14 protein-coding genes, 1 other RNA gene and 2 pseudogenes are annotated in these 14,656 nt (G+C 64.4%); 10 read left to right on the top strand and 7 right to left on the bottom strand.

All coding sequences use genetic code 11. The annotated features are described in order from the left end of the window. Positions 1–485, top strand: a pseudogene (locus ACERZO_RS49910) (ATP-binding protein); the annotation flags it as partial. Positions 486–641: 156 nt separating this feature from the next. Here ACERZO_RS49910 and ACERZO_RS49905 read toward each other — a convergent pair. After that, the gene (locus ACERZO_RS49905; RefSeq protein WP_372673089.1) at positions 642–2,129 is read right to left on the bottom strand and encodes a hypothetical protein; all 1,488 of its coding nucleotides are present in this window, start codon (positions 2,127–2,129) and stop codon (positions 642–644) included. A 621-nt stretch (positions 2,130–2,750) separates the two neighbouring features. Next, positions 2,751–3,341: an effector-associated constant component EACC1 gene (locus ACERZO_RS49900; protein WP_372673088.1), complete on the bottom strand. Its 591-nt coding sequence runs from the start codon at positions 3,339–3,341 to the stop codon at positions 2,751–2,753. Between ACERZO_RS49900 and ACERZO_RS49895 the strand changes: the two genes are divergently transcribed. Beyond that, positions 3,301–5,013: a caspase family protein gene (locus ACERZO_RS49895; protein WP_372673087.1), complete on the top strand. Its 1,713-nt coding sequence runs from the start codon at positions 3,301–3,303 to the stop codon at positions 5,011–5,013. The two genes, ACERZO_RS49900 and ACERZO_RS49895, sit on opposite strands and share 41 nt — an antisense overlap. Positions 5,014–5,090: 77 nt before the next feature. Here ACERZO_RS49895 and ACERZO_RS49890 read toward each other — a convergent pair whose 3' ends face one another. Next, a complete protein-coding gene (locus tag ACERZO_RS49890; protein ID WP_372673086.1) occupies positions 5,091–5,627 on the bottom strand; it encodes a transposase in 537 nt (178 codons plus the stop codon). Between the two features lie 100 nt (positions 5,628–5,727). Here ACERZO_RS49890 and ACERZO_RS49885 point away from each other — a divergent pair, with 100 nt between their 5' ends. Then, entirely contained in the window at positions 5,728–5,895 is a 168-nt protein-coding gene (locus ACERZO_RS49885; RefSeq protein ID WP_372673085.1) for a hypothetical protein, read from the top strand. A gap of 91 nt (positions 5,896–5,986) precedes the next feature. On the opposite strand, the gene ACERZO_RS49880 is transcribed toward ACERZO_RS49885, so the two are convergent. The 3 genes from ACERZO_RS49880 to ACERZO_RS49870 all read right to left on the bottom strand — a co-directional run bounded on the left by ACERZO_RS49880 (position 5,987) and on the right by ACERZO_RS49870 (position 8,741). Beyond that, positions 5,987–7,060, bottom strand: coding sequence for a DUF3644 domain-containing protein (locus tag ACERZO_RS49880; RefSeq protein WP_372673084.1), 1,074 nt, complete (start codon positions 7,058–7,060; stop codon positions 5,987–5,989). 252 nt (positions 7,061–7,312) lie between these two features. Further along, complete coding sequence (locus tag ACERZO_RS49875) at positions 7,313–7,546, bottom strand: ArsR/SmtB family transcription factor (RefSeq protein WP_372673083.1); 234 nt, start codon at positions 7,544–7,546, stop codon at positions 7,313–7,315. 22 nt (positions 7,547–7,568) lie between these two features. Beyond that, a complete protein-coding gene (locus ACERZO_RS49870; RefSeq protein WP_372673082.1) occupies positions 7,569–8,741 on the bottom strand; it encodes an IS630 family transposase in 1,173 nt (390 codons plus the stop codon). Between the two features lie 135 nt (positions 8,742–8,876). On the opposite strand from ACERZO_RS49870, the gene ACERZO_RS49865 reads away from it, so the two are divergent. Continuing rightward, positions 8,877–9,143 (top strand): DUF1883 domain-containing protein, encoded by a 267-nt coding sequence (locus ACERZO_RS49865; protein ID WP_372673081.1) that lies wholly within the window; start codon positions 8,877–8,879, stop codon positions 9,141–9,143. 221 nt (positions 9,144–9,364) lie between these two features. On the opposite strand, the pseudogene ACERZO_RS49860 reads toward ACERZO_RS49865, so the two are convergent. Further along, positions 9,365–10,115 (bottom strand): annotated as a pseudogene (locus tag ACERZO_RS49860) (low temperature requirement protein A); the annotation flags it as partial. A 158-nt stretch (positions 10,116–10,273) separates the two neighbouring features. Between ACERZO_RS49860 and ACERZO_RS49855 the strand changes: the two are divergent. From ACERZO_RS49855 to ACERZO_RS49830, 6 genes are all read left to right on the top strand, one after another. Further along, positions 10,274–10,630, top strand: a complete 357-nt coding sequence (locus tag ACERZO_RS49855; protein ID WP_372673080.1) for a hypothetical protein — start codon at positions 10,274–10,276, stop codon at positions 10,628–10,630. 141 nt (positions 10,631–10,771) lie between these two features. Next, complete coding sequence (locus ACERZO_RS49850) at positions 10,772–11,290, top strand: hypothetical protein (protein ID WP_372673079.1); 519 nt, start codon at positions 10,772–10,774, stop codon at positions 11,288–11,290. A gap of 518 nt (positions 11,291–11,808) precedes the next feature. Continuing rightward, positions 11,809–12,876 (top strand): hypothetical protein, encoded by a 1,068-nt coding sequence (locus ACERZO_RS49845; RefSeq protein ID WP_372673078.1) that lies wholly within the window; start codon positions 11,809–11,811, stop codon positions 12,874–12,876. A gap of 292 nt (positions 12,877–13,168) precedes the next feature. Further along, complete coding sequence (locus ACERZO_RS49840; protein WP_372673077.1) at positions 13,169–13,423, top strand: hypothetical protein; 255 nt, start codon at positions 13,169–13,171, stop codon at positions 13,421–13,423. A gap of 310 nt (positions 13,424–13,733) precedes the next feature. Continuing rightward, an RNA gene (rnpB, locus tag ACERZO_RS49835) (RNase P RNA component class A) lies at positions 13,734–14,150 on the top strand. Positions 14,151–14,317: 167 nt separating this feature from the next. Next, entirely contained in the window at positions 14,318–14,476 is a 159-nt protein-coding gene (locus ACERZO_RS49830; RefSeq protein ID WP_372673076.1) for a helix-turn-helix domain-containing protein, read from the top strand. Positions 14,477–14,656 lie beyond the last annotated feature (180 nt).

Genomic DNA, 14,656 nt, shown 5'->3' with positions numbered 1-14,656 from the left:
AGAAGGACGGCGTCTCGCGCGAGTCCTGGACGGACGCGGAGTCCCTCGCCGTTGAGATGCTGAACCTAGCGCCGTGGCTGGCCCAGCGGTCGATGTACGAGAAGCCCAAGGAGATGCGAAAGGACGTCTGGATCGAAGAGGCGTTCTTCATGTCCGAGGTCCGACCGGGCGCGTCGTGATGAACTGCTTCGCGCGTGACGCCCGCAAGTGGAACGTCCGGGTACTGCTGTCCTCTTAGATCCCGGCGGACTTCTTGAAGATCCAGGGTTTCGCGGGCCCTGCTGGACTCGGTGTTCGTGGGTCGTCTCGACGACGACGCCCAGGCGGACGCGGCTGCTCAAGGTCACAGTTGGCGTGGGCTACGAGCAGGTCGTCACGGCGCTGGGCGTCGCCCTCACTACCAGTGCCGTGGCTGGGAACGGGGCGTCGAGCCACGGCAGTTCATCTTCGGCGACGGCGCCGGCGGTGTGGGGCTCACCCGCGTCAGTCCGGCCGCCGTGACAGATGATCGAGATGACGAATCAGCATGATCGGCGCAGCCGTGCCGTCGAACACAGGAACCTCTTATATCTCGGTGCATCCATGCCTGACTGATTCGACACCAGTTCACCGACACCGCCACTCGCTCGCAGGGCTGCGTACTAGTTTGGTGTCGTCGCCCGGTAATCCACCACGGTTCCACCGTTCACCGAGTCGCCGGCCAGACCTTCTGCCATGACTGCTTCTTTCTTGTGGTGCAAATTCTCCGCATCACGAACCACACGCTGCCAGTGGCGAAGGGAGTGGCCCGGCATATCGGCCTCTCGGAGGATATCGACGCGGTCTTGTCCGTTCAGCCAAATGAGGAACGAGCGGTCCACGACGTTGAGTCGTCGAGCGCCGAAGTCGTAGTCGAGCACGATAGGACTGATCTCGAGGTGGTGCATCTGGAACTCGGCAATGTTCGGCAATTCGCTGAGCAGTTCTCTCGAGCTCGGACCTGCGCCCAGCCCGAACGCGCCGATGAACTCGATGATCTCCTCGACGTGGAGGCCACCTTCGAGCCGCGCGACGTCGCTGGCGATCACGGCGTACAACGCCCACCGGTAGACCTCGGCCAACTCGGCGGTCGGCCCAGCAGAGAAGCCGTCGATGAAGCTCCTCGATCTGCTCGATTGGTCGTGCACAATGTCCTGCATGAGCTTTTTAGCCAGTTCCAGGGAGCCGACGGGGCGGATTTCGCTATCGGAATCGCCGATAATCCCAGCGGCAACGCACGCCTGATAGCACACTTGCTGTACGACCCAGACACTGCCAAGACAGCTATCCAGCACGTGACCACAGAAGTCCTCTTCGAACTTGAGACCGATTAGGTTCTCACCTTTTTCTATCACGTCCTCCAGTTCGGATCTCGACCAGTGATCAGCGTTCACCGTAGCTATTCGGCTACCCAGGTCACCGTTGAACCTAAGCAGCTTGTTGTCGTCCAACCAGACACCGATCATCACGAACCGGTGTGCCGAATAGTCGAAGTATCCTTTCAGCGCCCGCGAAAACGACTTCTGAACTTCGTTCGGCAGATAATGGAAATCTTCAAGGATGATCAGTGAGCTGAATCCGATGGACTCGAGCGCTCGGATCATGTCATTGATGTCCTCAGGGTCGAGCTCGAGTGGCTCGGTCGTCTTCGTTCGCTCCTGGGAGGTTTCCAGCTCCTCACCCGTCGACGAAGTCAGGTCGAACCCGGAGACAGTGAATTTGAAGTCGATCTTTGCGTTGATTTTCGACTTTCCTGACACACTTGTCGAACTCGATCGCTCAACGCGATACCCGACGGCCTTCAGGATCGCCGCATTCAGTTCTGCCAAGCTGGCGATCTCGATGCACGCCACCACCACGTGCGGCTTGTCCTTAATATTCCACTTGCGCAAGCAAGTCTTACCCTGTTTCGACGAGCCATGGATGACAATGTGATGCTTCTGAGTCAGTGCCAGGAACAGTTTGTTGTCGACCTTGTCGCGTTCGACGTAATTCATCGGCAGCTCGCGGGAGATGCCGAAGACCTCGTCGACAAAAGTGAATTGCGGCGCATCCTCGGGAAATTTTGGATATTTTCCGGCAAACTTCCCGGATTCCTCGAAAATGACCACTGTCCCACCCTCTGGCTGTCGGTCGTTTACTGGCGAGGTGTAGCAGCGTACTGGAAGATCAATTCTGCGGCCTATCGCCTGGCAGGACGTCAGCTGGAGGTGGCATCCCGACGTCGTCGCGGATCAGCATCTCCGTGCTGAACAGGCCCGACAGCCGCCGGAGGCGGGGGAAGGCCCGGTGCAGCCCTCGAAGCCGGTTCCGACGCCGCTCTAGTGGCCGGGTGGACCACCGAGAACCTAAGTTCGCCGCGCCGAAGCCAAGGCACGCACCGTCGCGCGGGCCCAGAAGCTGCAGCTGATCATGGTCCAGGCCGGTAGCCTTTTCGAGCCTCGGCGACGTCCAAAAATGCTGACCACCGCCGACACCAGACGCAAAGTGAAGACTGACCAGCAGCTGACCCCAGGCGCCCGTCGCTGACCCGGCACCCGACGAGGTCGTCCCCGCGAACGCAGAGCCGATCCAGAGCGCGAGAGGTACAAATAAACTGGACAGAGGACGGCTACCCGGACAAGAACCCGCAAGCGCCCGTAGCCAACCGGCAATGCCTGTTGCTCGGAGCTGACACACGCAGTGGAGCCACGAACATCACAGCTGGCCGCGACCGCTGTGCCACACGGAGTCTAGCCGACCTCGTCCACGCGCGGCGCACGACTAACAGCACCCTCGACAGCCGAGTCGTCACCAAGTGCGGCCACCACTCTGTCAATCACCGCACCGCTGTCGTCGGCACCCGTCAACTCCAGATGCAATCTGCGGCCATCTCCTTTCTCGATGTCCAGCAATACCCGCGTGCCCTGCGCTCGCTGCCCCAGCCATACGAACACCGATCGAATGAGCACCGTCACCGCGCCCCCACTCCCCAACGCAATACCGACAACGTCGGAGATCCCACCCATCCGCCCCGGCTGTACTTGCGCGCCGACAAGTTTCACACTGCCCCGCAGCTCATCAACCCGCCTCAGCCAGTCGGCAAGAGCTCGCCCGTCACGGACCGAACCAGCGCCATCGCAACTCAGACGAGCCTGCATAATCAGCCACCACTCTGCCACGTCGGGGAGGCCCTTAGCCTCCATCACCTCATATAACGCAAACGTCGGCGCTGCTGTAACAACCACACCCGTACCGAACGACATCCAGCTCACACGCGTCACAGAGCGGGAGTTCACAGCGGTGTTTAGTCCAGATCTTCGGCACTCCGCGGCGGTGCTCATCGGCACGAGCGTCTACGCCGGCGAGACCGGTTTACACAACCTTCCTACGGTGGACAACAACCTCACCGACCTCGCCGCCACACTCACCGACCCTGCTGTCCTCGGCCTGCCACCACGGCAATGCGTGACGATCCGCAACGCACCTGACGCGCTGTCGGTCTCCCGGACATTGCGGCACTACGCCATGACGACCACAGATACCCTTGTCGTCTACTTCGCCGGCCACGGACTGGTTGCGCACAACAACGAGCTCTACCTCAGCCTCAGCGGAACCGACCCCGACGAGCTGCAGGTTAGCGCATTAAGCTACCAACTACTGCGAGAAATACTGGTCGACAGCCCCGCCCACAATCGAATCCTCATCCTCGACTGCTGTTTCAGCGGCCTTGCGACCGAGGCGATGAGCACCACCCACAGCCTAAACATCGCCGGAACCTATATTCTGGCCGCGACACCCTCGACCGAGATGGCGCTCGCGCCGACAGGCGACCGCAACACCGCCTTCACCGGCGCGCTGCTGCACCTTTTACACAACGGAATCCCCCAACGACCTGCCAAACTCAGCCTCAACGATCTCTACGGCCATCTATGGACCGCACTCACCGAACGAGCTCTACCCAGACCGCAACAACGCATCACCGGGCACACCCACACCTTACCGCTGTTCCACAACAAGGCCGCAAGCGCAGGCGACAATCACGACGACCCCACACCCAACGACCCAGAGCCGCCCCACCGGACTACACCGCGCAAGATTTCCCCGCGAACGACGATCTTTTTGTCCACCGCCGCAGTTGTCGTTGCACTCGGCTCAGGTCTCACCTACGCGATCGCCGCCCAGACGGACACCGCGTCGCCGTCCGGCTCACCACAGACCAGCGTCACGTTCACACCTTCGACAACCACCCTAGCGACGTCAACATCCCCGCCGGCCGACACACCCTCGAGCACTCCCACACCGTCCACCACGAACAAGCAAGCTCCGGACTCAACACTGGTAGTGCGGACGACATGGCCCACAAGTCGCGGATGCGACGGAGGAACCGCAGTGGCGATGCTTCCAAAAGGCCCCTCGATCGACACCTTCCCCGCCGGTGGCGCCGACATCCGAGAACAGGCGGTGGCACGCGGCGGGGCTTTTTGGCTCACAGGCCACATTTACCTCTTCCTCTCCGCTGCAACAGGCAAATCCGTCGACATCCTAGATCTTACCCCGTCTTTCAAACCCGCTACACACGACCAGGCTGCATGGATTTACTCGCCACAGGGCGGCTGCGGCGGCCTCGGCAACAGGGTCTTCGACCTCGACCTGGACGCGAAAAAGCTTGTCGATAAGGGCATCGAAGAAGGCGTCGACGGATCCCTCGACCCGGCCAACAACCCCGACGCCAAACTCGCCCGAGACGAACCACTCGGCCGGACTTTTACCGTCAGCGCCGACAAACAGGGCCTGATCAAGATCAATGCACACGGTTGCAAAGCCAACTACACGTTCAACCTCAACGTCAGCTACGCCATCGCCGGCGACCCAACCGTGCACGTACAGTCCTTCGGCCCTTTCAGGTCCAACGCCTCGTCCGGCGACGTCCCCGTATACGCGCCGACTTCGACCGATGGCCAGAACTGGCAATTCGTCAAAACCGGCAACGCCAACAACTACTACGGATGCTGACCGAAAGAGAGACCCGCACAGCGCGACTATGCCACCGCCCTGCGGACGCGACTCGAACGCCGGGGTCAGCGGCTCCGCTACAGAGGTTGAAATGCCGGGGTCTGTTCATGGGGGCTGGGGCTCCAGCAGGAGTCCGGTCTGGGCGAGGAATCCGTCGATGAGGGCGGGTTGGTACTGGATTCGTTTGAGCCGGTCTTGACTAGGGCGGCCAATTCGTTCACGCCGTAGACGGCGAGGTTGCCCAGCCCGTTTTTGAGGTTCGCCCACACGCCCTCGGCGGGTTTGAGGTCGGGTGCGTAGGCCGGCAGGCGTACCACGGTCAGCCAGTCGGCATGAGCGGCGATGAAATCCCGCATCCGGGCGCTGATGTGGGAATTGAAGTTGTCCCAGCAGACGATCAGCGGTGCCCGGAGTTGCTGGTGCGCGGCGGTGAGCAGGGCGGCGTAGTCGGCTTCGGAGAAGCTGCGGCGTTCGCCTTTGCGGCCGCGGTGGATGAGTACCCGGCAGAACAGGTGGCTGCGTTGCTCTGGCTGGCAGCAGACCATCCCGGCGATCGAGACCCGCCCGGATCCGCTGGGGAAGCCGCAGCCGTGCGCGAACACCAGGACCAGCAAGTCTCGCGCGGGGGGGGAGTCCAGGGTCTACACGTCGACGGTCAGGTAGTCCGGTCCAGGCTCCCAGTCGGGGCTGATCGCTTCCCGTGACGACGGCACGGTGGACCGGCAAGCCAATTTTATCCACGCGCGCGAGCTGATCCCCTGCGCGGAGCTGACGCTCTACGACCACGTCATCTGGAACGGCCACCAGTTCCAGGGCCACTGGTCGTGGATCTATGCGGCTCGCAACGACCCGGGCACCCATGGCACCCACCTATGGCAATAGACGGCGCGCAAGCACCGGTGAACCACACTGCGGAGTCGCCCCCACGGACAACTCAGCAGGAAGCGACTCCCCAGCCCTGGTTCTCCGATCCTCAAGACGCTACGGGCACCGATGAATCTTTCTCTCGCGGCTCGGGCTCCTTACCGAGCGCCGAACGGAACTTCTCCGCAGTGTCGAGCTCCGACACACATCTCCTGACGTAAGCGGGCGTGTACACATAGTTCCGATACGGCGCGCTGTAGATGCAGTACCGCGGATCGGTCCGTTCCGGTGGTTGCCCTTTTTCCGGGCGGACACCGTGCGCCTTGCGCAACTTGATGAAGTCCGACCGGTTGAACTTGAACGGCAACTGATCTGCGATCGCTTGGGTAGCTTGTGCCGGAAGCATCTCGTCCTTCAGCGCGACGTCCCGCAGCTTCTCCGCGACGACCACCGTCCCGGTCTTGGACTGCCCGCGGATTCTCACGAGGTCGGTCTCCGACAACTCGTCTTCTCGGACGAACGTCACGGCCAAGTCGGCATCGGACCTCGAGCCCTTCATTGGTGTGAGCTGAATCCGATAAACGAAGCGTTCGTCGTCCCGCACCGACTGATCGAGCGCTCCTTCGAAGTTCGAGATGTAAGTCGATGTCGTGACCGAAATCCCGCGCCGCATCCTCCGCTGCTCCTCCATCCCGGCCGGCGCGAACGACTGGACGAAGATTGGGAAGCGCAGCTCATCAGCGAGGCTGAAGTCCTGCCCGAACCGGGTCACAAGATCCGCCTCGAAGTTGATCACCAACGCATGGTCGTGCGCCGCGGTGGCAATCATCAGCGCAGACTCGAACCTGTGCTCGATCTTGTTGCGCAACCCGATGAAGAACTCGACATTTGCACGTACCGGATCATTGTCGGCGAACTCCACTTTCAAACAGTACTGAAGCTCCCAGGAACGCCGCTGACCATCCTTGCCCTTGACGTAGTGGCCGCGAGTATTGCGGTAGTAGAAGTTGACGCCGCGGCGCTGGAGATCTGCGTGCAGCAAGTTCTGCCAGGCGAGATGCATGTGGACGATGAAATCCAGATAGCTGCGCTTGTCGCCGGAGCGGTTGTAGAAGTCGATCGCGACGCACGCTTGACGCCGGGCCTCCATGAGGGTGTGCCACCACCGCGGTCTCGGGGCCATCGAATCCTCCTTCACTGCCGCCTACCAGTGTGATCGGTCAGTACTTCCGAATCTGACGTCGAGTGATCAAAACGCGACCATGAGAGGTCAATTCGTGACCTTCGCGACGCGACCTCTTCGGCGCCTTGACCCGCGCGAGCCGAACGATCATGCGCGACGATCACCACGGCCTGTACTAGCCGCCATCGCCATGCCGCGCACCTGCTCAGCTCCGCGGTGTGCAGCTTCTCGGCTAGCGCGGCGAGCGACGCGTCAGAGCCGAGCGGCCCCCTGCAGCCCGACCGGTACAAATCCGGTATCGGCCAGGACCCTGAGGTGCGCGGAGACGGTGAACTGGCCCACGCTGACTTGCTCGCCTATTGCACCCACCGCCATCGGCGTGCCGGCTTCAGCAAGCAGATTGAGGATCTGCACCCGGGTCGGGTCGGCGAGCGCGCGGAACCACTCGGCGTAGGTCTTGGCGGTGTCGCGGTGCGGCGCAGACACCCCTTCCATCGTCAGTAAACGATTAGTCTCGCGATGGAAGCCCCGGTTTCAGCGCGGCAGGCGACAGTAGGCCACCTGCTCCGGCGCCGTCTACCACTAGTGCTTCATCAAGCAACGTTGGGTAGGTAATCCGGTCGGCGGATCTTGGAGTTGACGGCGAAGTGGCGTTAGGGTGGTAATGGCGGTTGCGCCAGCGCAGGTAACCGGCGATCGCGGCTTCTTGGGCGGCGTGGCTGGGGTAGTTGCTGCCGTCGAGGGTGAAGTAGCGGACCGCGGTGAACTCGCACTCGATCCAGTTCCACCACGACGCGTTGGTGGGTGTGTAGACCAGCTCGATATTGTTGGCCGCGCACCACATGATGACCTCGGCTTTGCCGTGCGGGCCGTAGTTGTCGCAGACGAGGTAGAGCTTCCCAGTCGGCAAGCGGCGGCGGATTTGCTTGCAGAAGTCGAGGAACTGCGGCCAGCGTTTGCGGTCACGGAACCGGTAGAACATCCGCCCGGTGGACAGATCGAGCGCGGCGAACATGTGCCGGATGCCTTTGGTGCGAGTGTAGGTGGCGCGCAGCCGCGCCGGGCTGCCGCGGGGGAACCAACCGCGACCGGGGCGGGGCTGCAGGTTCAGCGGCCCGAACTCGTCGACGCAGATCACCCGCCCGTCGGCGGGCGGGTAGTCATAGAAGCCGAGGATGCGGGTCTTCTTGGCCACGAAGTCGGGGGCCTTGCTGGCTTTCCAGGTCTTCGTCGCCTGCCACGACACACCCGCCGCACGCAGGATCTGCCGGACGGTCTCGGTGCTCACCACCAGCCGGGCATGCTCGGCGAGATACTCGACCAGCTTGGTCAGGCTCCACGTCGTCAACGGCAACCCCAGCTCAGCGGGCTGACAGGCGGCGATGCGGCAAATCTGCTCACGGGCGGCCGACCCGAACTTACGAGGTCGGCCGCCCTTCCATTTTGGGGACAACGCCGCGAACCCGGAGTCGTTGAACGCGTGAATCACCTCCCGCACATAGCCCTCGCTCGCCGCGAACATCACCGCGATCTCACTCGCGGACCGGCCTTGCGACGAGGACAGCTCGATCCCGGACCTCCGCAGCCGCACCCGATCCTTGGTCGATCTCGTGATCTTGACCAGCCGCTGGGCCTCCTCCGGCTCCAACGACCGAACGAACACCTCAGGCGCACGTGCCATGGCTCACCTCCACCGGCCAGCCTCGCGACCACCAGCCCGGATGTCCACGCGACACGGTTACCACGTCAACGTTCCTTGATGAGGCACTAGCCTTGCAGGTATAGACAACGCAGGCACTCGGCGAGGGGCGGATCGATGGCTCACTGCTACTGGGAGTTCAACTGCGATGCGGGCACCCGGTTCCAGATCGATCTCAACAGCGGAGCGATGAACGTGATGCTGATGGATGGACCGAACTTCACCGCATACAACAGCGGGAACGAATACTACTTTCACGGTGGTTACTATGACTCGACCCCGCTCGTGCTTCAGGCCCCAGAGGACGGCTGGTGGTACATCGTCGTTGACAACGGCGACGCCGACGAACTCGGCCCCATCGATGCTTACGTGCAGGCGTTATAGGCGCCGACCAGCCATTCTTCCCAGGTGTGCTAGGGCTCCGCGCGCGTGGCATGCCGCTCGTCATCCGGCACGGGTGCCGGATGCGGCCGAACACGACCGGCCGCGTCGCTCGCCAGCAGAATCACCGCGTCCCGTTTCCTTGGCGCAGCCATGACCCTCCAACCGTTACCTACTCGTTAGTAGGTTAACTCGGGGGCCGGGATAGCGCCAGTGCAGGTCTGTTATGGGTGCGCGGTGTGCACTTTCTGCGCCAGTCGGCGAACCGGATGCGCTCGAAAGTGATGAGCCCGAGCACCAGGGCGGCGACGATCAGCAGCAGCGCGGCGGCGGGCATGTGCTCCAGCAGTGGAGTCACCGCGACCAGCAGCAGCCCGAGGACCAACCGCTGGACGTTCCAGCTGCCGACGTTGCGCTTGCGCAGGGTGCTCAGCGCGATCCGGTAGAGCGCGACGCCGCCGGTCAGTGTCCAGATCGGCACGCCGCGCAGTGCTTCGCCGGGGGGCGTGGTTCCCGGTGACGGCGATGGAGAGAAAGGCCTTCTTCAGGCCGAAGGCGACGAGCACGATGCCGGCGATCAGCGGCAGGTGCAGGAAGGTGTAGGAGTCGGTGGCGAGCTTCGTGCGCTCGGTCCCGGCCGCCTGGGTGAGCCGGTGTTCGGACACGCGTGCGACGACGTCGAAGTAGGTCCACCACATTCCGGCGGCCAGCGCGAGCCCGCAGACGGCCGCGCCGACGACCAGCCACGACATCGGCAGTGTCCCGATCCCGATCCCGATGGCGACGCTCGGCGAAGTGCGCGGAAGAGTTAAGCCGCCACCCGTCCGGCCCGGCGAGGTAGTCGTTCAAGAAGTCGACGAGCAGTGCAACGACCCACAGCCCCAGCTGCCAGGGCCTGCTCAGCGACGCGGCCACATCGAGCAGCACGACGCTCGGCAGGAGCCCGACGAACATCTTGAGCAGCACCCGCCGCAGCTCGGCCCGCTGGGCACCACGTTCTTGCTCACCCCGGCTGCCCCGGATGCTGCTCATCGACGAACTCGACAAGTCCGAGGCCGACCTGCCGAACGAACTGCTGTCGCACCCGCCACCCCGAGGTCAGCGCGCAAACCGCCAATCCCGAGCGTACCCCAGTGGTGCAGTACGGACGCATCACGTGCCGGGCCTTCCCGATCAACGTCATGACTCCGAACGGCGAACGAGAGTTCCCGCCGGCGTTCCTGCGGCGGCGCCTGCAACTGAGCATCGACAATCCCGACCTGCACCAGCCGGCGGCGATCGTCGCCGAGCACCTGGTCAACGAGCACGGGGAGCACCGCGACCGGCTCGTCCACAAGTTCGCCGAAAAGAGCAAGGCCGAGGGCGGGCTGCCGACCGACCGGCTCCTCGACGCGGCGTACCTCGCCACGTCCGGCACCTACCAGCCGGACCGGGGGCGTGGCCGATGCGGTCGACGCCCTCTGGCGACGTCTGACGGTGCGGTGAAGTAACCCTCGATGACCTAAGCTCGGCCGACGTCGCGGACATCCTGTGGCTGGCCGCAGCCATCACTCCCGGCCCGGACCGCGCCGGAGCCAGAGCCAGAGCACGAGACGGGTCTTGCCGCGGCCCCGCCGACCGCTCTCGAACCCGTGAAGAACGAGGTCAACGACAGTAGGGCACCGCAAGAGACGTGGCCTTGCTTTCGAGCTTTAGGCGCCTTGGAAGGCCGGACGATGACCCGCCGACACAACGACGTGGTCCTCGACGAAGAAGCCACCACGGTCCGGCCGCCGAAACCAGACAGTGGTCGCCGGCCAGTCACCCGATCGAGAAACGAGCTTTGGCTGGACCTGACGCTCGTGCTCGACAATGGTCCCTCGATGGCGTTGTGGCGCCCGCGGCTGGCGGCGTTCGTCGAGATGTTCGAACGTTCGGGAGCGTTCCGGTCGATCCAGGTCCGCCTGCTGGAAACGGTGAAGGACACCGGCCAGGGGACGCTGGTCCTGCGCGGTGGCAATCCCGGCGCGCCCGCACACGACCTGACCGACGGGGTCAGCGATGATTGGCAGCGCGAAGAGCTGTACTCGGTGCTGGCGACCTGGGCCGGACGATGCCGGCGAGCATCGGCCACCTCCTGCCCCACTGGCTATGGGGCCGCTACGGCCTGAGTCCGCGTATGGCCCCGCTCCGACCGCCGGGCCCGGTCGTCCCCAACCACTGGTGGACGTTCGACCTGCCCGAAACCTAGGTCGAACCGGAAACGTCGGTTCCCGCCGGATCTGTACCCCGTGCCGCTGCTGGAACTGGGGTCCGCTCGCTGACCTGGTGGGCTCGGTTGATCACCGGCGAAAGTGCGGCGGAAACCGCGGCACGGTAGTCCTCACCGCCGATCCCGCTCGCCACCCGGGACCGGAAGAGGCTGTGCCGCCGCCTTCACCAGCCGAACGAGTACATCGATTTCGCAGCGTCAGCTCGCCGGCAACGGTGCGCTTGGCGCAACTACTAGCGGCGGTGCCGGTGGATCTCGACGTGGCCAGGGTCGTTTCTAGGCACTTCGTCCCGGACGCGGGACCGGAACACCTGCTGGAACTTTTCGTATCGGGGATCGTGTACCCTCCCGGACTCAAGGAAGGGAAGTCCACTTGGGACACAGGTGGAGTCTTCGTTTTCCCGAGGCAGTCCGGAAATGCTGCTCAGCGGTGTACGGCGGTCAGAAGCCGCGGGCGTCGTCCGGGTGGCGGCCACTCACCTGGGTGAACGGATTCCGCTGCTCGGTCACCTCCGAGACGCCATTGCCGATCCATCCGAATCCACTCGAACCTGCAGTCAGCGCCGAATCGAAATGTGCTGCTCGGGCGCGAAAGACGACCTCGGCTTCACCGGAGACATCGTGACCACGACCTTCAGGCTGCCGGACCCGGCAGAAGGCAACACAGTGCGAAAACTGGCCACCGCTCTGACGACGGCGATCGCCGAGTCGTTCCTCCACGGCGCGGTCGCCCACGGCGCCCGCGGGATCGATCCGGTGTGGTTACGCCGAATCATCCTCAGGATCACGGGGGCCATCTTCCCTGCGCGCATCCGATCGGCCGATCCACCGCAAGGCCCGGCCCCAGTACCCCCCGACCCGCCACTCGGCGGGGACGACCTCCACCACCTCAGCTTGATAGCATTGGATATCGAGGATTACGGTAGCCGACCGGACAGAATCAAAAGGGAACTCCGAGCAGAATTGCGGCGGATGATGACCGCCGCCCTGGTGCACGCCAAGGTGGCGCCACTCCAGGAACCGGAGCTCGCCGGAGACAGCCTCCGTTACGTCTTCGGGCCGAGTACGCCGAAGAACCGCCTGATCGATCCGCTGATTCCGGCGCTGACCCGTGCCCTCATCGCCTACAACGAGACCGCACGGCCCCGGGCTCACCTGCGGTTGCGGGTTGTGGTGGATTCCGGCGAGCTCGTCCGTGACCAGTACGGCTTCGTCGGGAGCGCCCTCGACGACGCCTACGGCCTTCTGGACTCCGCTGTCTTGCGCGACCACCTTCGTCAAAGCACCGAGCTACCTCTGGCCGTCATGATTTCCCAGGAAATCTACGACGGTGTCGTGCGCCATGGGTCCGGAGCGATCGATCCGGCCGACTACTGTTCGACGACCGTCCACCTCAAGCATCGGGACCTCGCCGCCTGGATACATCGACGGCCCGGCCGATCAGGGCCTGATCAGCCGACCGGCGACCGCCCCGACGTCGCTTGAGGGAAGAGCTTCCGCGGCTGAACACTGCCGTCAGCCCACCAGAAACCGCGCGGCCTCGTGGAACGGCGCCACCAACGGTTCGGGTCTCGCAACGGCGACGCCACGACGATCCGGCATGGCCCGAAACCTTCGATCGGGATCGCCGTCACGTCTTCTCTCGACCGATGCCGGTGGTCGCCAGCGGGCAGCACCGCCACCGCGCTCTCCGACGCGATCAACTCCAGCTTGTCCTCGAAGCTGTCGTCCGGTGCGGGCGGGGGTGAGCCGTCCCTCGGGATGCTCCAGAGCGTCGGTGTCGCCGCGCACGCCACCAGGCCATGGACTGCGGTTCGACGGCGAAATCGTCGTCCTCGGCGCCGAGCCCGACATCGCCTACCATCGCCCGGCGCTGTCGAAGAGCCTGCTGACCGGGGCGGTCAGCCGCGCGCAGACGCTGCTGGCCGACCCCCTGGAAGTCGACGCGGAGTGGTACTTCGACAGCCCGGTCACCGCGCTGTCGCCCAACCGGCAGGTCGTGCACCTGCGCTCGGGCCGGGGCGGGCGCTGATGGCCGACGTCCTCGGCCTCGACATCGGCGACTGGCTCACCGCGCTGCGCTCCGCCCGCGGCGTCCGGCTGGAGCTCGCGACGACGGTCCGCCGGTGGCGTCCGGGAACGACGTTGGTCGGCCTGGAGTTCGCCGACGGGCGGGCGAGGCGACGCCCCCGGCGTGACGAGCACTGGCTGAACGCGGTGGAGATGAGCCGCGTGGCGGCCGAGAACCCGCTGGCCAGCCCGGCGGGGTCACCGGCGTACACGCCGGTGACGCGGTACTGGTCGGAGCAGCACGGCGTCCGCATCCAGGTCGTCGGCCGGCCGATGCTTGAAACGGCCACCGCGCTGCAGGGCCTCCCGCTGGCCGAAACCGAGTGAAGTCCGGACTCCGCAGGGCAGGGTGGTTGCTAACGGCAACCCGGGGTGACCCGCGGGAAAGTGCCACAGAAAACAGACCGCCGCGGCCTGTGTGCTTCACGAGGGCCGGGGTAAGGGCGAAACGGTGGTGTAAGAGACCACCAGTGTCCCGGGTGACCGGGGCGGCTGGGTAAACCCCACCCGGAGCAAGGCCAAGAGGAAGCCCCCGGGCTTCTGCGCAGACGTTCGAGGACGGCCCGTCCGAGCCTGCGGGTAGGCCGCTCGAGCCTGCCGGCGACGGCAGGCCGAGATGGATGGCCGCCGCCCCCGCGAGCCGCAAGGCGACCGGGGAACAGGATCCGGCTTACACGCCAGCTCCTCCGCCCCAAGCCCGTCGTGAGTGGTAAGCCGGGTGCTGACCCGCTTGCCACTCACGACAGGACTGCCGGTGGACGTTACCCGGTAGTAGGGTGCGCCCATAGCGGGTGACGAGAAGCGGTTCAAGTCGGCGTTCGACTCACTTCACGCTCTGGCGTACTTCGCGCCCGAGGTGGACCAAGCCCTCACCGGCATCGGGCTGCGGCCCGGCCGGATGCCGTGCTTCGCGAGCCGGTCCGCCGCCATGTGCGCCGTCGGGCCCGAGGTCGTCGCCGCCACCTTCTACAACTTCAACCCCGAGGTCGTCGCCCACCTGATCCCGCCCACCTGACTCCTCACCTCGCCCGAGCAGGTGCTGAAGGCCCAGCTCGAAGGCGCCCAGCCAAGCTGTGACCCAGCTTGTAGCCGTCCACGCATGGTCGTCGCCATTGCGCCCTGCGACCCTCTTTCGCTCGACGTTGCTCCTCACCGTCAAGATCACGCTAGGTCGTGAAAATCATGTGAGGTCTTG

The organism is Amycolatopsis kentuckyensis, assembly GCF_041679295.1.
GTDB lineage: Bacteria > Actinomycetota > Actinomycetes > Mycobacteriales > Pseudonocardiaceae > Amycolatopsis > Amycolatopsis kentuckyensis_A.
Note: the sequence above shows the minus strand (reverse complement) of the source record. Positions and strands in the feature narration are given on the sequence as shown.